Here is a 21,868-nt window from a genome sequence, read left to right on the forward strand (position 1 = left end):
ATTACTAATTACGTTTAGCACCAGCCTCAGTAGGTTCCATCTTATTTTCACCGGTATCATAAGTTACATGTACTGTTACCTCGATACTGCTTGTAAAGCTAAACTTCGATGCTTCATCGGCGGTTTTACCCCATGGATTAACGATATAACGACGAACTGTAGAATGGTCTCCGTCGGCTGTACCACGGTCGATAGTGGCATCATCAAATGAAATCTCATTACCATCTACCTTGATGCTCTTGATTATAACATCGCAATTGTTATTATCTGCATAGAGCTTGGCAATATCCAGATAAATACCATAAGGCTCACTGTTTGCACCATTGATGGTGAAGGTGTAGTCGCCATCTCCCGTAATAAAGACATCAGAACTGGTCAAAGTAACGGCAAAACCTGTACTGAAATAGTTTAAGACACCCTTATATTTCTTCACGGCTGCTCCTGCAGTCTGAGCTTTCCAGTGATAGCCCTGATATTGGAAGAGGTTACCCTGGTCATCAATACACTGCTTACCTAACCATACGCTCTTGAGCGCCCCTGTATAGTCGTCTTTGGTTACAGACATGATACGTAGTGTATTATCAGCATTGGTACTCATATTATAGTTAGCACCAAGACTTGTATTGCCCAATCCATTGCTGAATGTAAAGATACCATTATCATCCAAAGTGTAAGTACCCGTTATGGCACTACCATCAGGAGCCGTGTAGGTATAAGTATTGGTAGCATCTGTACCACCATAATAAAGTACTAAAGTAGCATCTTCTATACCATCGTTTGCAGAAAGAGTTGCGTCTTTCACACTACCATCCAGATTGCAATAGCCGAAGGCAAAACCATCTTCATCGCCATCCTCTGCCAACTTAAAGGTTATCTCGCGATTGGTAGGATTCTGTATCAAACTTCTCCAGCCTTCCATTAAAGTAGGAGTTACTGGTGTCTCGTCAACAACAGGTTTCCAGTTATCCCAGTAATCCTGAGAACAGAAATTGTAACAAAGCAGACATGGTCCTTCTGATGAATTATCACGAAGTGCAGCTATCTGCAGACGGTCATCATCCAAGCCCATCAGCTTCAGACTCTTGCTCCAGTTGGTAACAACACCATCATGACCGGAGTTGTGAAGAAGTTCTGCATCTGACAAAGTGATGGTATGATTGTCGGTGTCGAGCATATAGGTACCTCTCCACTCTTCGCCAGTCTCGTTATTATGCACTGTGACATGAGCACCACCAATAAGATCGAAGGTCATATAACCATAATCCATGGCTGTCATTACCCATCCGTTACCAGCAATATCAGGAGTCCAGTTCCAGTGGTCACCAGCACTTGCAGTCTGACCAAGGAAACAGGTGCTCCAGTCATCATCTACACCCCAGAAACCTAACGGACCTGCCCAAAGATCTGAATGCCTGGTAAGAGCATTGGCATCTATATCGAGTTTCCACGTCTTCGACTCACCTACTCCACCACTGATATAAGTCCACAGCGGATCGTCTACAAACTCAGAGCAAAAGTCTTCCACTGTGAAATCGGCGTAAGGCCCCCAAAGGAAACCTCCACGGGTAGTGACACCGATACGAGCTTGATACTCACCATTAAAAGGAATCTTCAACGTAGCCGAATTAGCCTGGAATCGTCCCTGAGGAGTATCAAAGGTAACCGCATAGTTACTTGGTAACAAACTCTTCAGATAGATAATGTTCGGGTTATTACTATCGTGTGTGATGGTATAGGCAATACCTTCAACCAAATCATCTGATGATAAATCTTTTTCGCCCAATGCGTATTCATCTGGTGAACACCCTGTCATGAAAGCCATCATGACAACGGCCAGGAGCGAATATATATATTTCGTTATTTTCATTGTCTTAGATTCTAAAATCGTATTTGATTATTACGTGATGTCATGATTACCAACCTTGATTTTGCTTCAGCACATTATTACTGAGTGTAATCTGCTCAAGTGGTATCTGACAGAAGCCACGCTTCTTAATGACATTCTGGGTAGTGATAACAATATTGTCCTTTACACCACCGCTGAGCACAGTCGTATTGCTTTCTGCTATCTGACTTGCTGCTGTTTCAAGTCCCTGGCGCAGTTCATCCCAATATCGGATACCCTCAAAAGCGAATTCTTTCTTTCGTTCATTCCAGATATTTTCTCGAGTAGCAGAGAGATCGATGTAATTGCTGCTCAGATTACCTTCATCGTCTGTATAGGCACGTTTACGTACTTCGTCAAAATAAGTCTCGGCATTAGTACTGCCCAATTCTGCAGCCATCAGCAGTACATCAGCATAACGCACGAGTACCCAGTCTTGATACTGAGAAATCTGGAAATCACCGGCAGCATCTCCATCTGTATAGTGCGTAAGGTTTCCATTCTGATACTTACTCAGCGGTGTATACTTCTTGATCGCATAACCTGTGTATTCACGCTGGTCGCTGATATAGTTGTCTTCATAGCCATCTAATGACGCACAGTCTATGATAGAAGCCTGTCGGCGCGAATCGCCTGGACCATAAGCAGAAGCAAGTTTGGTATTCACGGTCATAGCTCCCCATCCCTGACCGTATCGCTCATATACACAACTTCCGGTACGCAGGCCACTCATTACGATAAAACGGTTACCGTCATTATTACCATTATAATCGGCTGTATAATTGAATTTCATAGAGAGTACAGTCTCAGCATTGCCATTACCTGCGTATGTACTTGCTGTATTAACCCAATTACCTTCGTAATTCTTGGTATCACTAGAAGCTGGCCACAAATCCTTGAATCGAGGTATCAAAGCAAACTCACCGCTGTTAATAATATCCTCACAAGCAGCAAGAGCCTCTTGCTTGGTAAGCATGCCGACTACACTACCCCCCTGATTATTGTTGTAATAACCATCATAGAACAAATATAAACGTGCCAATATGGCCTCTGCCGCATATTTGGTAACATGACCATCGTTAGTAGCAGCTTCAGACTTTGGATATGCATTGGCAGGAATCATACTGATAGCCTGCTTCAGATCGCTGATACATTGAGCATAAACCGAATCGGGTGTAGCCTGAGGCACGTTTTCACTAGTGGCATGTATGACAAGTGGTACATTCTCCCAAATACGCAGCAAATCGAAATAACAAAAGGCTCGAAGAGCGTAAGCCTCACCTAAATATTGATCTCTGAGTTTTTCATCAGTCCATGTTATACCTTCTGACTTATCAATCAGCTCATTACAGCGGAATATAGCTGTATAATAAGAAGTCCATAACTGATTGTGCATATTCGTATACGATGGTGACTGGTTCATGTCAAAACGATCGATAATCTGCGTATTACGACCATCGTTGTTTCCTGTTCCGCCAAAACACTCATCACTCATGGTTTCTGTTAACTGATATAGAGTAAATGTTGGTCCGTCACTTACAGTACGCTGCCAGCCATCATAGCAAGCATATAGAGCGCGTAGACCATCTTCCTGTGATTTATAATAGTTGCCAGAATTTGACTCTGTTTTGGAATCCACATCCAGCCAACTGTCACTGCACGAAGTGAGACTACCTAAAGACAGAAATCCCATTGCAGCTATTATAATATGATTTGTTTTCATTTGGTTTCCTCCATTAATATTAGAACTTAAGATTTACACCGACAAGGCAAGTACGTGGACGTGGATAATAACCCAAGTCTACACCTGATGCCCAGCTGTTTACGCCATATCCGATTTCAGGGTCCATACCGTCATACTTGGTAAAGGTAACTGCATTCTGAACTTGGAAGTAGAGACGAGCCTGAGAGAACCACTTCTGATGGAGCAGCTTTGCAAAATCATAGCCCAACGTAATGGTGCTGATTCTCAGGAAACTGCCATCCTGAATAAAGAGGTCTGAGAATTGCCAGTTAATATTGCTCTCGGTTACACGTGGATACTTATTGGATGTACCCTCACCTGTCCAGCGCTGCAAAATGGCAGAAGTATAATTCGAGGTCTTATTACCAACATTACGATAGCTCTGTACGATATCGTTTCCTACCATACCATTAGCTTGAATGGAGAAATCGAGACCCTTCCAGTCAAAGCCTAAAGAAAAACCATAAGTAAAGTCTGGCATACCATTACCCAAGTCTACCTTATCTTCATCATTGATCTTACCATCATGGTTTACATCATAATATTTCACATCACCTGGCGCTACTGATGAACCTTGGAGAACACCATTTCCCGCAGCAATCCAATCATCGATATCTTGCTGATTCTGAAATATTCCAGCTGTCTTATAGCCCCAGAAATAACCGATAGCATGTCCGTTTTCTGCACGATAGAATTCTGTCGAATTATCATAGAGTTGTCCATTACCATCTGTACCATGGATAATACCGTCTGCTGTCGGAATATTACCGACTTCGTTATGGTTATAAGCACCATTTACATTTACATAATAATGAAAATCTTTACCAATATTATCATTCCAACTCAAACCGAGTTCTACACCAGTATTCTTTACATCACCTCCATTTATATAAGGAGCACCAGTACCTGCTGTGGCGAGTATCGGAGCCATAACAAGCCAGTCTTTGGTGGTCTTGTTATACCAGTCAAAATTAACATTCAACTTACCCTTGAGAAGCTGTGCATCAAAACCCAAATCCCACTGTTCTGAGGTTTCCCACTTAATCTCTGGGTTGGCCAGACGGCTTTCGTAGGCACCATAATATGCAGATTGCCCTTCGGCGCCTAAGGTTGTGCCAAAATTATAATAGGCATCAGAGGTAGTAATCGGAGATACCCACATCAGTTCACCGATATTCTGGTTACCTACCTGACCCCAACTTGCACGGAATTTAAAGTAATCGACTACAGAAGATATCGGTTTCCAGAATTTCTCGTTTGACAAAATCCAACCGGCACTGATAGATGGGAACCAACCCGTGCGATGCCCCTTGGCAAAACGTGAAGAAGAATCGGCACGAAGAGTAGCATTAACCATGTAAGTCTCTTTATAGTTCCAACCAAGACGACCGAAATAAGACAGTGTACGCTGGTTAACGGAAGGAGAACCACTGGCACTCAAACCATCATCAGCATTGGTAGCTGTACCATTGCTTACATAAGCATGGGTCCAATCTTCAAAACCACTCTTCAAATAAGCATTTCCTGCTCCAACTCCGACTCCTTCAAAACGCCAGCTCTCCATACCTAAAAGGGCATTAAAACTGTGCTCGCCTAATTTCCAGTCATAGGTTAAGGTATTAGTCCAAGTAATTTGCTGGTTCGTGCTTGAATTCTGACTTACACTCGTTTTGGTATCATTAAAACTGTAAATACTGAAATGATAAAGAGGAGTAAAACTACGATAATTAGAGGTATAGTTCTCATAACCCAAGGTAGTGCGGAATTTCAAGTTTTTAATCAATTCCAGTTCGGCATAGGCATTAGCTGTAAGGCGAGAGGCATTGGTCTGATTATTAGTATTGGTCATCATCAAACCATAAGGGTTACCATCAGAATTAATCCATGCACTCTTGTCAGTCGCATTATAAGGTGAATCATAGTAAGTATTATCACTGTAAACTGGAGTAAATGGTGAGGTGTTAAATGCAGCTCTCAATGAATTATTATAGGCATTGCCCACCATAATACCCTTTGTCTTGGTATAAATATAACTTATCTGCTCGCCTACTCTGAGATATTTTTTTACTAACCAATCTGAGTTAACACGGAAATTGTAACGCTCATAATTACTTACATCTTTACCGCCTACAATACCTTCCTGGTCCATATAGCCTAAAGATACGGCATAGGTTCCAGAATTGGCTACACCACCCGTTACACCAACATTATAAGATTCAGTTTTGGCATTGCTCTTAAACATCTGGTTCACCCAGTCTGTATCGATAAGATTGCCAGCAGTATCGTATATTCCATATTGTTTTAGACTACCATCATCATTATAGGTATCTACCAGACTACTCCAGTCATATGGATTCTTTCCAGAGTTGATAGCCTGTTCGTCCATAATCTCCTTATATTCTTGAGCATTAAGCATATCGATAGAACGAGCCTTATTCTGCCATCCTACATAACCGTCAAAGCTAACGACAGCACGCCCTTCCTTACCGCTTTTGGTCGTAATCAGCACTACACCATTAGCAGACTGTGCACCATAAATAGCTGCAGATGCAGCATCTTTAAGCACATCGATACTCTCGATATCGGAAGGATTCAAGCTGGCGATATCACCTCGAATACCATCAACGATATATAATGGATCAGAGTTACCTATAGTACCCATACCACGGATATTTACCTTTAATCCACTTCCAGGCTGACCAGATTGCGAAATAATACTCATACCTGGAGTCTGACCTTGAAGTGCCTGGAGAGGATTAGAGGTGTTTAACTTGGCGATGTCATCACCCTTGATATCAATATTGGCACCAGTAACCAGTTTCTTTTTCTGAACACCGTAGCCAATAACAACCACACCTTCGAGTGAGTTTGCTTCATCCTCTAAAACGATGCGTAAATGATTGCCTGTTACTTTGACGTGTCGAGTGACAAAGCCAATATAACTGACAATAAGTGTTTGTCCATCATTAGCTTCAATAGAAAAATTACCATCAAGATCGGTGACAGTACCGGCTTGCGTTCCTTGCACTTTAACCGTTGCTCCAATCAGTGGTTCGTGGTCCGAAGCTGACACGACTGATCCGGTAACAGTCTTAGCGCTAAGACTTGAGGCAAACGACCATATCATTGCCATCAAAATTAGCATTGCTTTTTTCATAGAATTTAGTTATTAAAAATTATCGTTCATGGTATCTCTTTGTCAATTCGTCTTTTCTTTCCGTATAGCGGTTAGGAGATTATTATAGAGATTGTTTACGGTTTTACAAGACAAAATTACGAAAACAAAACCTATACAAAAGGTATAAAATGTTTCAAAATAAGGGTAAGTATGTTAAGTTATATGCCTTTTTCACCTTCTTTTATCGCATATTTTAATAAATCAACTGTATTTGACCATATTCAAGGTTAATAAACCCGCAGTATGTATGTGAGCAAACTGATGAAGCATCTTCCATAACAGAATGCGAAATAGGTTCAATGATTGACTTCAACAACAACGTCCGGCCACACATGAACATTGGTAACAAGAAGCCCATGGATGTGTACGAAGGCGAAGTGCCAGCCCAAAAAACTTTGGAAAAAGACATCTCTTCATTTTATTTGATTAGTTACTGAGCATAAGTATACTCTTTAGTGAGCATAAGTATACTCTTTAGTGAGCATAAGTATACTCTTTACAGAACAAAAACATACCCTTTACTCCATAAAAGCTAAGCGCTGCCATTTATCAAACAAATAATATAAATTACGACAAAGAATCGATTAGCTTTTTACCAAATTCTAAATGACCTAATAAACAAGTCATCTCATTTGAGATATTTTACTTATATCCCAAATATTATTCGGTAAACAACTGTACCGAATGTTGCAGAAGACAACCCAATCACAAAAACAAAAAAGAGAAGCCTTAAAAAGCTTCTCTATATTTATTCTCGTCTTTATCTTCCAACATCGAGAGATAAGATTGATACCGGCTAGCAGATATGTAATGATCTTCTACAGCCCTGATCACAGCACAACCAGGTTCATGAGTATGGGTGCAATTTGAGAATTTACAATCTTTCGAAAATTCGAATATTTCTTTGAAATAACTTGTAAGTTCTTCTTTTTCGATATCGAAAGTTCCAAACCCCTTGATACCCGGTGTATCAATGACATACCCACCTCCAGGAAATTCGAGCATCTCACTAAAGGTTGTAGTATGCATTCCTGCATCGTGAGCTTCACTAATTTCTGATGTTCTCAGATGGGCATCAGGCAACAGTTGATTAATAAGCGTAGACTTTCCTACCCCACTATTACCACTAAACAAGGTTATTTTGCCTTGCAGCATTTGGCGCAACTCGTCGACTCCTTCACCCGTTTTCGCACAAATAACTTTGCATTGATAACCTATCGTTTCATATAGATTAACCATCATGCCCTCATAGCGGACCTCATCTTCATCGAGTACATCATGCTTATTGAATACCAAAACTACAGGTATACGATAAGCCTCAGCACCTGCAAGAAAGCGATCAATAAATGTTGTAGAAGTCTGCGGATGACTGATGGTAACTATCAGAAAGGCCTGATCTAGATTAGCTGCCAAAATATGACTTTGCTTAGACAGGTTAGAAGCCTTACGAATAATATAATTCTTACGGTCTTCTATAGCAGAAATAAAGGCTGTACCCTCTTGATTAGTAATCAACTCAACCCTATCGCCTACAGCAACGGGATTGGTAGAACGAATACCTTTCAATCGGAAATTACCTTTTATCTTACTTTCGATAATCTTGCCGTTGTCAGCCTTTACCGTATACCAACTACCGGTATTTTTGATAACAAGTCCTTTCACTACGCTGAAAGATTACACTGTCATGATTTCTTTCTGTTTGTCAGCGAGGATTGCATCAACATCCTTGATAAACTTATCATGAGTCTTCTGCAAATCTGTTTCTGCATCCTTTTCCAAATCCTCAGAAAGACCATCTTTTACAGCCTTCTTTAGTTTGTCTTTGATGTCAGCACGGATATTGCGAATCTGTACTTTGGTCTGCTCACCAATCTTGTTACACTGCTTAACAAGCTCTTTACGACGCTCCTCAGTAGGCTGTGGAAGGCGCAAAATAACCATTTCGCCATTGTTTTCTGGTGTTACACCAACTTCAGAATCAATAATACCTTTCTCGATATCACGAATCTGCTTGCGATCCCAAGGACGAATAGTGATGGTACGGGCATCAGATACCTGAACGTTAGCTACTTGATTAAGAGGAACCATCTGTCCATAAGATTCTACTCTTACACCGTCAAGAATGGCTACATTAGCACGACCTGCGCGAACACGTGCCAACTCTTCTGCCAAGAAGTTAGATGCCTTCTGCATCTTGCTCTCAGCATCCTTTAATGTCTGTTTTACGTCTATCATAATTTTTTAAAAATTTCTATTATACAAAAATATAGATTAATTTGTAAATAAGCAAGAAAATTCTGCTTTTTTAATTTGAGCAGCCAGCAGATCTGCTAATTGCTCTAGCCCAGCCTGGTCTTCTTGATCAAAAGACTCCAGTTCTTTACTGTCTATATCAATTACAGCTACTACATTACCGTCTACCTTAATAGGCACAACGATTTCACTTCTAGAAAGGCTGCTACAAGCGATATGACCTGGGAATTCTTCTACATCAGGCACAATAATAGTCTCTGCTTTAGCCCAAGCTGTTCCACAGACACCTTTGCCTTTCTTGATGTGTACACATGCTACTGTTCCTTGAAATGGACCTAGAAGCAGTTCCTCTCCCTTCACAAGATAAAATCCTGCCCAAAAATATGTTTCTGGAAATGTCTGTGCCATTAGTGCACTAACATTACACAATATAGGCAACAACTCTCTTTCGCCTTCAATCAGAGCAGTAGCCTGTTTCAACATGAGGTTGTATTTCTCTAATTTTGTTTCCATTATTTCTGTATAAGTCCGACTTTGATTAATTCTGCTTCAGTCAGATTAGTTAGTTCTATAAATTGCTGAATTGACAATTGTTCAGGGCGCTTGGTCATAAGCTCTCCTGTCATAAATTCCTCACTGGCCTTTACTCCAGGAAACATCTGCTTCATGCTCACACGAAGCATCTTACGACGCTGATTGAACACGGTCTTAACCAAACGCTTGAAAAGTTTCTCATCACACCCCAAGTCCATGACATCATTACGTGTCATACGAATAACAGCGCTCTTGACCTTTGGTGGCGGATTGAACACGTTTTCATCGACCGTGAAAAGATATTCCACATTATACCATGCCTGTATCAATACAGAGAGAATACCATAAGCTTTATTACCCGGCTGAGAGGCTATGCGCAGAGCCACCTCTCGCTGAATCATACCTGTACAGCATGGTATGAGTTCTTTATTATCGAGCATCTTAAAGAAGATCTGAGATGAGATATCATAAGGATAATTTCCGGTAAGTACAAAAGGCTGACCATCAAATACCTTATTTAAGTCCATACGCAGGAAGTCTTCTCCCAAAATATCCTCACTCATAAATGAGAAATTCTCATGAAGGAAGGCTACTGATTCAGAGTCAATTTCAACAACACGCACCTTTCGGTCTTTGGTCTTAAGATACTGAGTAAGTACACCCATTCCAGGACCTACCTCGAGAACAGGAATATCAGGACAGGCATCTACGGTGTCTGCAATCGCCTTAGCAATATTAAGATCAGTCAAAAAGTGCTGACCGAGATTTTTTTTAGGCTTGACTAGCTTCATACATTTCTTTTTGTTTTTGCAAAGGTACAAAAAAATCCCCCGATGCTTACTACATCGAGGGATTTTTTGTGTATCTAGTATAATGTTCTAATCTATTAGAAGAACAAATAACGATTATCTACAACTTTAGCATTGAGATAAAGCTCGTTCATAAAGTTACCAGCATACTGCATAGCACGCTGACGAAGCTTCTGCTCCATAGCCTTCTCATCAAACTTAACAGGACGGTTTGTCTTGTTGGTTACTTGGAAGAGGTAAACACCAGCATTACCCTTTACTGGATGGCTAACGAATTTACCCTTAGCAGTAGCTGAGACTGCACCAGAAAGAGCTGGTTCGCTTGCACCTACAGAAGCAATGAATACTGGGGCTGCAAATGTTACCTGATTAACAGGAGCTACCTTAGCACCCTTAGCTTTAGCTGCTGCAATGCTCTTCACACCCTTAACCTTAGCTATAATCTGCTCTGCCTTCTTATCCTTGATAACTTCAGCCTTAACCATTTCACGAACCTGAGGATCGCTCAAATCACGATAACCGGCACGATGAATCTTGTTAAGTACCATGACAAGGAGATGATCATTGTCACCACACTCGTAAAGTGGAGATTCTTCCTTTTCATCTGCATCAAATACCCACTTCAAAGCATCGCGTGTAGAATGGATATTAGCTACATAATGAAGTGAAGTTGTCATATCATTAGCTTCCTGTACGGTATAACCGTTCTTAGCTGCATTCTTCAACAAATCTTCACCATTCTGGTTTGCTGATACAAAACTAGAAATCTTGTTATATGCTGCACGATAAGTATCCTGAGAGAAATCAATGGTCTTCTTGATAACTGCTGCAGTATACTTATTAATCATACCTTTCTTATCAACGACCTGAAGGATAACGTTACCCTGACCAAGAGCAATATTCTCATAGCTGTTTACAGCTGCATTATTCAAAGCTGAAATATATGTCTTCGTATCCTTATCCATACTTGGAGCAAACTGATACTGCTTGGTTGTCATCCAAGTTTTTTCACCTGTCTGACCATATTTCTTTGCCAAAGCTTCAAATTCTGCACCACCCTGAAGTGCTGTATAAATAGAGTCTGCTGTCTTGTGAGCAGCTTCTGGAGTAGCACCTGAAACCTGGATAGCACGGAACTGGATAGAATCTGGTAACTCCTGCTTTGCAATAAGCTTAATAATATTCAAAGTGTTGTCCTGAGCATTAGCTTTAACAGCTGATGTAGAACCTACAGCCATAGAATCGAGCTGAGCTGCAATATCGGTAGGGAAAGCATCTTTCGCAACAGGAATACCAAGATAGTTAACTGAAGTACCACTCTTATGAAGAATCTCTGTAGGATCTTCAGCAGCAGCAAGTTTCTTCTGGAAATCAGCGAATTGCTTCTGAAGAGCTAGACGATCTGAAGATGAAGCCTTAACCTGAACATCGATATATTTTACATCACGACTCTCAATAGCCTGCTTAAAGCGAGCCTTCATCTCCTCATACTTAGCCTTCATATCACTCTCTTCTACCTTTATCTTAGCATCCTGAATGTCGCTGTAAGGGAAAGAAGCCAACTGAATAGAACTCTCTTCATTTTCCTCCTTGAAAGCCATCTTAGCTTCTACAGGATTAGAGATGAAGCAGTGAGCCAAAAGATTCTGATACTTCTGAGCAAGAGTCTGCTGGCGAAGTGTCTTCTCAATAAATGTCCAATAGTTATAAATCTTCTGATACTGCTCTGCCATCTGAGGATTCTGAGCACTCTGATTAGACTTATAATCTGCCAAGAATTTCTTCAAAGAACTAGCATCGAAACGACCTGTCTGCTGATTAACAAATGGAGTCTGCAAAAGCATTGGGTTAGTACCCTCGTTCAGAATGTTCTGCAACTCACCATCAGTAACAGTAAGACCTAATTCTTTTGCCTCATTCTCTACGAGCTTAGACTGTACGTATGTATTCCATACCATGTCTTTCACCTGATTCATCTGCTCCTCAGGAAGATTATCAGTTCCCTGCTGCATTTTGATAACCTCAGTGTACTCGTCAACGAGTTTCTGAAAATCAGTAACACTAATTTTTTCACCGAGCACTTCACCTACCTGCTGGCGCTGGTCATTCTTGCTAGACTCACAAGAACGGAAAGCTTCTTCAGCGATGAAGGCAAAAAGGCCAAAACCGATAATGCATATCAGAATGACGCCTCTCTTTCTAATTGTTCCTAAAGCTGCCATTTTTTGTTGTTTTTCTATATTTTTATTTGTTTTTTCATACTAAACGGCTACAAAAATACTAAAAGTTTATCAAACTAGTGCATTAAAACACTAAAAATTAGTTTTTTACGGCCACATTCAAGCGCACTAACTCTATCTTTGTCATGGTATTCTTAAGGATTTTAAATTCGTACTGACCTACACGTACGACATCGTTTACCTTAGGGAAACTTTTATACACTGCAAGTATCAATCCACCTACCGTCATATAATCGTCACTTTCGGGCAAATCTAAGTTAAACATTTCATTTACTTTATCTATCTCCATACGAGCAGATAACAAGAATTCATGGTCATTTAACTTCTTAGCAATCAAGTTAGATGTATCGTGCTCATCCTCAATGTCTCCAAAAATTTCTTCAACAATATCTTCCAAAGAAACGATACCGCTTGTTCCTCCAAATTCATCAACGACAACACCCAGAGTTTTCTTATTTTGCAAGAAAGTATGTAACAGTTTCTGTGCTGCCATGGTCTCAGGAACAAATGGCATCGTACGTACATGATCTACCCAATTCTCTGGGTTACGAAACAATTCAGAAGAATGAATATAGCCTATAATATGATCTATATCATCATGATAAACTATTATTTTACTATTTCCACTCTCTATAAATTTCTGACGCAAGTCGTCTAGACTACAGGTATCTACCACTGCATTCACTTCTGTACGGGGAACCATGCAATCTCTTACTTTACAGTCAGTAAACTCAAGAGCATTCTGAAATATTTTTACTTCATCTTCGATATCGCTCTCACTTTTTGCATGCTCGATACTTGATTGAACCAGATAATCTAAATCGACTTTCGAAAATTCTTCTTCATCATATCCCTCGTCTACCCTGATACCTAATATACGCAAAAGGCATTTACTGATTAATGTTGAAAATTTACTGAGTGGCCACAAGACGATATAAAACAAATAGGCCAATGGGGCAAACACGGTAAGCAGACGATTAGGATTACTTTTGAACAAAGTCTTGGGTACGAATTCGCCCGTAAACAAAATAACCAAAGTAGAAAAAACTGTATCTAAGAGTACTTTTGTCTCTGGCGTAAAAGACCTAAATAACGTTTGATCAAATATTTGAGCGAAAAAGATACCATATAATACGAGAACAATATTATTACCAACAAGCATGGTTGACACAAAACCATTAGGATGCTTATAAAACATAGAAAGCATCTTTTGCGAAAAACCATTCTTCTCTTTATCCATCTCGACCAACATTCGGTTGGACGAAACAAAGGCTATCTCCATTCCACTAAAGAATGCAGACAATATCATAGTTAATAATATACCTATTATAATTGGTATGTCTATCGGGTCTGTCATTTAACGTGTTAAAGGTATAGATTCATTTTTACGCTGTGGCAATGCTTGAGGGCGAATACGCTCTTTGACTGTATCTGGTGCACTGCGTACAGAGTCTGTACCACTGTTTTCCATGTCTCCTCTTTCGAAAGAGCCACGAGAATTGCTCACAGTATATTTGGTCATACGTTCGTCACTTCTAAAATAGGTACCCTGCAGGGTGCGTTCTGGCGTAACTAAACGTGAAAAAGTATAAGAATAGATTTCATGCTTCATCTCATCCCAGTATAACTCTTCACTAGCAAACCTCAATCCATCCTTGGTCAAGATTTTAACTCGACCACGCAAATGCCACAACTTATCCTGATCATAATACATGGCCGAATCGGCTTGAATATACGAATTCACATGAAATTTCTCATCAAATTGCTCCAGGAACAATCCTTTGTTGAATATCCAACGAGAAGGATGAAGATTAGTATTCACAATCCATTCCTCTGTGACAATACGATACTTGATAACTCCTGAATCGGAAATAAGAGTATTAACCCCATAAGAGCTCATCATCGCAGCAGAATCGCTTGGCAATATAGCCGGAGCCGTATGTTCCACTTGCTCCTGACAGGCTGTCATGGCAAATAAAACCAAAGTAAATAATCCCAGAACAATTTTTCTCATTCCTTATATATGGTTTTTAAGAACAATTATTCTACTTTCCACTTAGCAAACCAACGCTCATTAAATGTCAAGCCTATATTGATACGGAAAGTATTTTCCTTAATCATGCCTGTAGCTTCTGTACGAACAAACTGGCCACTAATATTCAAAATAGAGCGATTATTGATACTGTTGATAATAGGAATACCAAAACCTGCACTTACAGAATACTCCTTAGGACCATCCTGACCATTTATCTTATAATAAGGTGTTGCATAACTAACACCCAAACGATACTTCACACGGCGAAGGAAACGACGATCGTATTCACCATAACAATACTCGCCACCTAATGTAAACTTATGGCGATTCTGGTATACGCCATCACGCAGAACGTAATCACGCTGCCCGTTACTACTAACATAAGTTGGATATAAGATACCTGACCACTTCTGGAATGAATAATCAGCACCCACTTTCAACTGGTTAGCATGATTGTACATGATACCAACTCCAAACATATGAGGAATACGATAAGCATCACCTATAGAATAAGAAGTAGTATCAGACTGACTACTCTGAGGATCTGTAGAAATATCCTGCATAACCGCATCACCTGTCATCTTATTACCTAAAGAATAGGTAAGACCTAATGTCATCTCATCTTTTTTATTCAGATGCTGTGTATATTGCACACCTACATTGAAGTGAACACTACGAACATCTGCAGTATAATAACGCGCAAGTGACTTAACATAAGCATCAGAATATGATGTAACAACTGACCGATTAAGACTACCCCATATATATCCAATATTAGCACCAAAAGAAAAGCCTTTCAAAGGTTGCCATCCTGCGCCTAAAAACACTTCATGTACACCACCGTCACCAGACAACGTATTGGTATATGTAGTTGCAGCAGAAGATGTTGGAGCTGAGGACGTAACTAAATTATTGGTACTAGCATAATTATAACCTATATTAGTAAAAGGAACAATACCAAAAGCCATTCCGACATGACGAGCTACACGAAAGCCACCCACAGCATACTCAAAATCTGCATTATTGGCATTTACCTTAGTATTACCCTCTTTAAAATTAGTGATTTGACCAGAAACACCCATGTCAAAAATAAAAGACAGAGAGTCTATGGCTGAATAAGAAGCCGGATTGAGATAATTCACTTGATTGTGCTCACGAAATCCGAGGGCTAAACCGTTCATACCACGATTGAAGCCATTAGATTGTTCACTAAGCACACCTAATCCGTATTGACTATAAGGTGAGTTTGTACCACTCTGGGCATAACCAGACATTGTCATCACTGCAAAAAGAGCAGCAACTGCTATTTTTTTCATATTTAATAGGTTTCGAAATATCAAGTTGCAAAAGTATTGAAAAAAAACGAGATTTGTGCACGTTAAGTCAGAAATATAAGTTATTTTTGCATCGTGAAACTTTTTAAATATATTTTAAGAACCTTTTTACTGGTATTTACATTATCGGTAACAACACATGTAAATGCTCAGAGTGACTATGATTTGGGCTCTATGGATTCCGTAGACATCTGTCTGCTAACATGTGGACCAGGACAGGAAAGTTATTCCATGTTCGGACACACAGCTCTTCGTATCCATGACAAAGCGCGCCAACAAGACCTCGCCATCAACTATGGAATGTTCTCGTTTTCTCAGCCAAACTTTATCTTACGATTTATTCTGGGACAGACAGACTATACCATGGGGATACAAGATATGTCAGATTTCATTTGGCAGTATCAACACGAAGGAAGATGGATAAAACAACAGAAACTACAGTTGTCTCGTAAAGAAAAATGGGAAATATTACAGGCTATACAAGAAAATAGCAGACCTGAAAATATCACTTACCGATATAACTTTTTTTTCAACAATTGTACTACTAAGGCAAGGGATATCATACTTGATCACATTAACAGACAGGAAGACGTAAAAGGTATGGCATACATACCTTCTACTTATCGTAAAGAGATTCATAAATGGAATGCATCCTCACCATGGACTCAGTTTGGTGAAGATTTACTGCTTGGCGTTTCTGCAGATTTTGACATTTCACAATCAGAATATCAATTTCTCCCGGAAAATCTATCCAACGACTGGAATCACATACAATTAACAGGCCATTTTGATTCTCTACAAAATCAGAAAATGCCCCTGGTAGAATCTACATCCTGGCTAATATCCAAACAAGATAAAACTGAAAATTCGGGCTACATACTAACGCCAACCGTTTGTTTCGCCCTACTATTTATCTTCACCGTAGTAATTTCCCTATATGAATACCGTACTGGTAAAAAAATATGGGCTCTGGATATTTTTTTCTATTTCGCCACAGGAATTGTAGGAATTGTATTGTTTGCCATGCTTTTCTCTAAACATCCAACGGTACAATGTAATTTACAGATATTGATGTTCAATCCACTTGTTTTAGCATTTGGGTGGTCCGTTATCAAATCATTACAAAAAAGAGCATGGAGTAAATGGGCTATTCGATATTCTATATTTTACGGAATATGCCTTGTATTGATGCTTATCGGCGCATTTATACAAACTTACCAGCCAGGAATTATTATTTTGGCATTATCTTTGCTATTCAGAATTATATTTAATTTAAAATATAACCGATGAATAGATATATCACAGTACTGCTGGTAGTTTTAGCAGCAACAGGAGTGGAAGCACAGAAATACGAATCTGCGCTAAAACTTGCGATGGCTGATATGTCTTTTCAGGAAGCATTACTACAACCAGAAGCCAAAGCTTTGGAACAAGACATTTTGTCAGTTATCAAAGCAATCAAAGAAGCATCAGAAGAGGAACATATCAAACAAACAACCTTCAGTAATGCATGCATATTTACCGATATCACTTCGCCAAGACTTGTTTCAGTTTCGGCAAAAATAGAAATTCCTTCCTACGCAAAATGTGAAAAAGGATACTTCTATACTATTTTTATTCGTGGACCTACTGCATAAAAGCAAGCACAAATGGAATATGTTTGCTTTTAAATAGGTAATCAAGCCAAGAATACAATATTTTTTTGTATTTTTGCAATCAATTTAATCATCACGAACAAAAATAAAACATAACATAAAATGAATTTTAATAAATTCCTCGTCTCTCTCTTTGGCAACAAGTCAAGCCGAGACATGAAAACCATTCAACCTATCGTAGAAAAGGTCAAAGCTGCATACGCTGATATTCAGAAATTAAGCAACGATGAATTACGTGCCAAGACCAAAGAAATACAAAAATACGTACAAGACGCTGGTAAAGAGCAGCGCGACCAAATAGCAGAACTTCGTGCTAAGATTGAAGATACTCCTATTGATGAACGTGAAGTTATCTTTAATCAGATTGACAAACTTCATGAAGAAGAATTACAGAAATATGAGGATGCTCTCAATGAAGTTTTACCTGTAGCATTCAGCATTGTTAAAGATACAGCACGCCGTTTCACTGAGAATGAAGAGACTGTAGTAACAGCCACAGATTTCGACCGTGAACTAGCAAGCGACCCAGCTAAAGACTTTGTAACTATCGATGGTGATAAAGCTATTTACCACAATACTTGGACTGCCGGTGGCAACAAAATAAAATGGGAAATGGTTCACTATGATGTACAGCTCTTCGGTGGTGTGGTACTACATCAGGGTAAGATAGCCGAAATGGCAACTGGTGAAGGTAAGACCCTCGTGGCTACAACAGCAGTATTCCTGAATGCGCTAACCGGCAATGGTGTGCACATGGTAACCGTTAACGACTATTTGGCAAAGCGTGACTCAGAATGGATGGGCCCTCTTTATGAATTCAATGGTCTTTCTGTAGACTGCATTGATAAACATCGTCCTAACTCACCTGAACGTCGTAAAGCCTACCAGGCAGATATCACATTCGGTACTAACAACGAGTTTGGTTTCGACTACCTTCGTGACAACATGGCAATCAGCCCTGATGATCTGGTACAGAGAGAACATAATTATGCCATTGTCGACGAGGTTGACTCTGTATTGATTGACGATGCGCGTACTCCACTTATTATTTCTGGTCCTGTACCAAAGGGTGATGTTCAGATGTTTGAAGAATATCAGCCATTAGTAGAAAGACTTTACGAAGTACAGCGTAAGCAGGCAACAGAGCTTTTGGCAGAAGCAAAACAGAAGATTGCTGAAGGTGCCAAGAATAACAATCAGAAACTCTTAGAAGAAGGATTCCTGAGTCTTTACCGTTCGTACAAAGCACTGCCAAAGAACAAGCCTTTGATTAAATATCTTTCAGAGGAAGGAATCAAGGCAGGAATGCTCAAAACGGAAGAATACTACATGGCTAATAACAATCGTGAGATGCCGAAAGCCATCGAACCTCTGTATTTCGTTGTAGATGAAAAGATGAATAGTGCTGACCTTACCGATAAAGGTACAGAGTGGTTGGCAAAACAGGTAAACGACAAAGAATTATTCGTATTGCCTGATATTACATCAGAACTTTCTGATTTGGAAGCAAATAAGACTCTCTCTGACCAAGAGCGTTTAGATAAAAAAGACGATTTACTGAATCACTACGCTATTCAGAGTGAACGTGTCCATACCTTGCAGCAGTTACTCAAGGCTTATACCATGTTCACCAACAATGATGAATATGTCGTGATGGATGGCGAAATCAAAATCGTAGACGAGCAAACCGGACGTATCATGGAAGGTCGTCGCTGGAGCGATGGTTTACATCAGGCTATTGAGGCTAAAGAGCATGTAAAGGTAGAAGCTGCTACCCAAACTTTCGCTTCAATTACATTACAGAATTATTTCCGTATGTATCATAAGCTCTCAGGTATGACCGGTACAGCTAGTACAGAAGCCGGTGAATTCTGGGATATCTATAAATTGGATGTAGTTGAAATTCCAACAAACCGCCCTATCCTCAGACATGACCTCGATGACCGCGTTTACAAAACACAACGCGAAAAGTATAAAGCAGTTATCGATGAAGTAGAGTTAATGCGAAATGCAGGAAGACCAGTTCTCGTCGGTACAACTTCTGTAGAAATCAGTGAGTTGTTGAGCAAGATGTTGAAGATGAGAAACATTCCTCACAACGTATTGAATGCTAAACTCCATCAAAAGGAGGCTCAGATTGTAGCAGAAGCAGGTCGTTGCATTAACGGTAAGGGTGTAGTAACAATTGCTACCAATATGGCTGGTCGTGGTACCGATATTAAACTTACCCCTGAAGTGAAAGCTGCAGGTGGTTTGGCAATTATTGGTACAGAACGTCATGAAAGTCGTCGTGTTGACCGACAGCTTCGTGGTCGTGCAGGTCGTCAGGGTGACCCAGGTTCTTCTGTATTCTATGTATCTCTCGAAGATAAACTTATGCGTCTGTTTGCAAGTGATCGTATTGCTAAAGTGATGGACCGCCTTGGTTTTGAAGATGGTGAACGTATCGAGAGTCCTATGATTAGCAAGAGTATAGAGCGTGCACAGAAGAAGGTAGAAGAAAATAACTTCGGTATTCGCAAGCATCTGCTCGAATATGATGACGTTATGAATAAGCAGCGTACCATCATCTATGAGAAGCGTCGCCACGCTTTGATGGGTGAACGTATTGGTATGGATATTACTAACGTCATTTGGGACCGTGTACTCAATATTGTTACTAACAATGATTTCATTGGTGCTAAAGAAGAGTTCTACAAGGTTCTCTCAATGGAAATACCATTTGATCAGAATGAATTTGAAAATACCAGCAAGAACGACCTTTGCGAACGTGCGTTCCAGGCTGCTATGGCTGATTTCAAACGCAAGACAGACCGTATTCAAAGCGTAGCTTGGCCTATCATTAAACAAGTTTATGAAAACCAAGGCCAACTGTATGAAAGAATCATGGTGCCTATCACAGATGGCAAACGTATGTACCAAATTCCATGTCATCTAAAAACAGCCTATGACACTGAAGCAAAGAGCGTGGTGAAACAGTTTGAAAAAGTTATCATGCTTCATATTATCGATGAAGAGTGGAAAGATAACTTACGTAAACTTGATGAACTCAGACACTCTGTACAAAATGCATCTTACGAACAAAAAGATCCGTTGTTGATCTTTAAACTCGAAAGTGTTAAGGTATGGGATGCCATGATTGATGAAATGAATACACGAATTGCTACTATTCTGATGCGTGGCCAAATTCCTGAGATGCAGCCTGCTGATCAAGTTCAGGAAGCTACACCAGAAGAACACAGTCAGCGATACAATGAGCAGAAAGTAAATATTGAGGAGGAACAGGAACGCTTGAATCGTGAAGCTCAGCAAGCTGCCATGAGCCAAGACACACGAGAAGGTGCTAATGAAATAAATCATACTCCTTATCGTGCAGAAAAGACTCCACGTCCAAATGATCTCTGCCCTTGTGGAAGCGGAAAGAAGTTCAAAAATTGCCACGGTAGCAATATCGCAGAGTAAAAAATAAGAAGATGAATATAACCATAAATCATCTCATTAAGAAATTCGGGGATAAGACAGTTGTCAATATCCCCGAATTTTCTATACCCCAAGGTCAAATCGTAGGATTAGTGGGAAATAATGGCGCAGGCAAGACTACATTATTTCGTCTGATGTTAGATTTACTGTCAGCAGATGAAGGCAATATCAGCTATATGGATGAGTCAAATCATGCCATAAATCCTGCAACTTCTGAGGAATGGAAAAATTGGATAGGAGCCTATATTGACGAAGGATTTCTTATCGATTTTTTAACTACCGAAGAGCTTTTTGAATTTATCTGTAAACTAGGCAATCATAAATATATACTGCCCGACTTTTTACAGGAATACAAAGATAAATTCACTAATGAAGAAATATTTGGAACCAACAAACTCATCCGTGAATTTTCTGCTGGCAATAAACAAAAAATCGGAATTCTATCTGCCATGCTCAACCTGCCTAAAATTCTGATTTTGGATGAGCCATTCAATTTTCTCGATCCATCAAGTCAAAACTTATTAAAAGTGATGCTCAAGAATTATTGCTACAGAACAAATGCAACCATTTTAGTATCTAGCCATAATCTGCAGCATACTACTGATATCTGTAACCGAATTGTACTCTTGGAGCATGGCGTTATCATCAAGGATTTTGATAATACAGATGAAACTGCTAAAGAAGTATTAACCTCTTATTTTAAGGTACAAGAATAGCTAAT

Annotated in this window: 15 protein-coding genes; 4 read left to right on the forward strand and 11 right to left on the reverse strand. The window is 39.8% G+C overall.

Annotated elements, in window-relative coordinates; all coding sequences use genetic code 11:
• Positions 1-4 precede the first annotated feature (4 nt).
• From L6471_RS11315 to L6471_RS11365, 11 genes are all read right to left on the reverse strand, one after another.
• Positions 5-1,867, reverse strand: coding sequence for a hypothetical protein (locus L6471_RS11315; protein ID WP_237797361.1), 1,863 nt, complete (start codon positions 1,865-1,867; stop codon positions 5-7).
• A gap of 46 nt (positions 1,868-1,913) precedes the next feature.
• The gene (locus L6471_RS11320; protein ID WP_074613842.1) at positions 1,914-3,608 is read right to left on the reverse strand and encodes a RagB/SusD family nutrient uptake outer membrane protein; all 1,695 of its coding nucleotides are present in this window, start codon (positions 3,606-3,608) and stop codon (positions 1,914-1,916) included.
• A gap of 19 nt (positions 3,609-3,627) precedes the next feature.
• The gene (locus tag L6471_RS11325; protein ID WP_237797362.1) at positions 3,628-6,786 is read right to left on the reverse strand and encodes a SusC/RagA family TonB-linked outer membrane protein; all 3,159 of its coding nucleotides are present in this window, start codon (positions 6,784-6,786) and stop codon (positions 3,628-3,630) included.
• 750 nt (positions 6,787-7,536) lie between these two features.
• Positions 7,537-8,469, reverse strand: coding sequence for a ribosome small subunit-dependent GTPase A (gene rsgA / locus L6471_RS11330; RefSeq protein ID WP_074549634.1), 933 nt, complete (start codon positions 8,467-8,469; stop codon positions 7,537-7,539).
• Between the two features lie 12 nt (positions 8,470-8,481).
• On the reverse strand, positions 8,482-9,042 hold the full coding sequence (gene frr / locus L6471_RS11335; RefSeq protein ID WP_006283566.1) for a ribosome recycling factor: 561 nt from the start codon (positions 9,040-9,042) through the stop codon (positions 8,482-8,484).
• Between the two features lie 36 nt (positions 9,043-9,078).
• The gene (locus L6471_RS11340; protein ID WP_237797363.1) at positions 9,079-9,573 is read right to left on the reverse strand and encodes a GAF domain-containing protein; all 495 of its coding nucleotides are present in this window, start codon (positions 9,571-9,573) and stop codon (positions 9,079-9,081) included.
• Positions 9,573-10,385 (reverse strand): 16S rRNA (adenine(1518)-N(6)/adenine(1519)-N(6))-dimethyltransferase RsmA, encoded by an 813-nt coding sequence (gene rsmA / locus L6471_RS11345; RefSeq protein WP_237797364.1) that lies wholly within the window; start codon positions 10,383-10,385, stop codon positions 9,573-9,575. Before rsmA ends, L6471_RS11340 begins: the two co-directional genes overlap by 1 nt.
• A 95-nt stretch (positions 10,386-10,480) precedes the next feature.
• On the reverse strand, positions 10,481-12,625 hold the full coding sequence (locus L6471_RS11350; RefSeq protein WP_237797365.1) for a peptidylprolyl isomerase: 2,145 nt from the start codon (positions 12,623-12,625) through the stop codon (positions 10,481-10,483).
• 97 nt (positions 12,626-12,722) lie between these two features.
• Complete coding sequence (locus L6471_RS11355) at positions 12,723-14,000, reverse strand: hemolysin family protein (RefSeq protein WP_006283562.1); 1,278 nt, start codon at positions 13,998-14,000, stop codon at positions 12,723-12,725.
• Positions 14,001-14,657 carry an LptA/OstA family protein gene (locus tag L6471_RS11360; RefSeq protein WP_006283561.1) on the reverse strand — a complete coding sequence of 219 codons (657 nt, stop codon included), beginning with the start codon at positions 14,655-14,657 and terminating at the stop codon, positions 14,001-14,003.
• A 26-nt stretch (positions 14,658-14,683) separates the two neighbouring features.
• Positions 14,684-15,994 carry a membrane protein gene (locus L6471_RS11365; RefSeq protein ID WP_027453027.1) on the reverse strand — a complete coding sequence of 437 codons (1,311 nt, stop codon included), beginning with the start codon at positions 15,992-15,994 and terminating at the stop codon, positions 14,684-14,686.
• Between the two features lie 93 nt (positions 15,995-16,087).
• On the opposite strand from L6471_RS11365, the gene L6471_RS11370 reads away from it, so the two are divergent.
• From L6471_RS11370 to L6471_RS11385, 4 genes are all read left to right on the forward strand, one after another.
• Positions 16,088-17,302 carry an Lnb N-terminal periplasmic domain-containing protein gene (locus L6471_RS11370; protein ID WP_074549638.1) on the forward strand — a complete coding sequence of 405 codons (1,215 nt, stop codon included), beginning with the start codon at positions 16,088-16,090 and terminating at the stop codon, positions 17,300-17,302.
• Positions 17,299-17,649, forward strand: a complete 351-nt coding sequence (locus L6471_RS11375) for a hypothetical protein (protein WP_223918683.1) — start codon at positions 17,299-17,301, stop codon at positions 17,647-17,649. The genes L6471_RS11370 and L6471_RS11375 overlap by 4 nt, the downstream gene beginning before the upstream one ends.
• Positions 17,650-17,769: 120 nt before the next feature.
• Complete coding sequence (secA, locus tag L6471_RS11380; RefSeq protein WP_006281224.1) at positions 17,770-21,129, forward strand: preprotein translocase subunit SecA; 3,360 nt, start codon at positions 17,770-17,772, stop codon at positions 21,127-21,129.
• An 11-nt stretch (positions 21,130-21,140) separates the two neighbouring features.
• Positions 21,141-21,863, forward strand: coding sequence for an ABC transporter ATP-binding protein (locus L6471_RS11385; RefSeq protein WP_027453030.1), 723 nt, complete (start codon positions 21,141-21,143; stop codon positions 21,861-21,863).
• Positions 21,864-21,868 lie beyond the last annotated feature (5 nt).

The organism is Segatella bryantii, assembly GCF_022024215.1.
GTDB lineage: Bacteria > Bacteroidota > Bacteroidia > Bacteroidales > Bacteroidaceae > Prevotella > Prevotella bryantii.

Excerpts from the sequence above, each read along its gene's own strand:
- L6471_RS11385 (WP_027453030.1), top strand. The coding sequence starts at position 21,141 with ATGAATATAACCATAAATCATCTCATTAAGAAATTCGGGGATAAGACA.
- L6471_RS11340 (WP_237797363.1), bottom strand. The coding sequence starts at position 9,573 with ATGGAAACAAAATTAGAGAAATACAACCTCATGTTGAAACAGGCTACT.
- L6471_RS11360 (WP_006283561.1), bottom strand. The coding sequence starts at position 14,657 with ATGAGAAAAATTGTTCTGGGATTATTTACTTTGGTTTTATTTGCCATG.
- frr (WP_006283566.1), bottom strand. The coding sequence starts at position 9,042 with ATGATAGACGTAAAACAGACATTAAAGGATGCTGAGAGCAAGATGCAG.
- L6471_RS11375 (WP_223918683.1), top strand. The coding sequence starts at position 17,299 with ATGAATAGATATATCACAGTACTGCTGGTAGTTTTAGCAGCAACAGGA.
- L6471_RS11355 (WP_006283562.1), bottom strand. The coding sequence starts at position 14,000 with ATGACAGACCCGATAGACATACCAATTATAATAGGTATATTATTAACT.
- L6471_RS11350 (WP_237797365.1), bottom strand. The coding sequence starts at position 12,625 with ATGGCAGCTTTAGGAACAATTAGAAAGAGAGGCGTCATTCTGATATGC.
- secA (WP_006281224.1), top strand. The coding sequence starts at position 17,770 with ATGAATTTTAATAAATTCCTCGTCTCTCTCTTTGGCAACAAGTCAAGC.
- L6471_RS11320 (WP_074613842.1), bottom strand. The coding sequence starts at position 3,608 with ATGAAAACAAATCATATTATAATAGCTGCAATGGGATTTCTGTCTTTA.
- rsmA (WP_237797364.1), bottom strand. The coding sequence starts at position 10,385 with ATGAAGCTAGTCAAGCCTAAAAAAAATCTCGGTCAGCACTTTTTGACT.
- L6471_RS11325 (WP_237797362.1), bottom strand. The coding sequence starts at position 6,786 with ATGAAAAAAGCAATGCTAATTTTGATGGCAATGATATGGTCGTTTGCC.
- L6471_RS11365 (WP_027453027.1), bottom strand. The coding sequence starts at position 15,994 with ATGAAAAAAATAGCAGTTGCTGCTCTTTTTGCAGTGATGACAATGTCT.
- L6471_RS11315 (WP_237797361.1), bottom strand. The coding sequence starts at position 1,867 with ATGAAAATAACGAAATATATATATTCGCTCCTGGCCGTTGTCATGATG.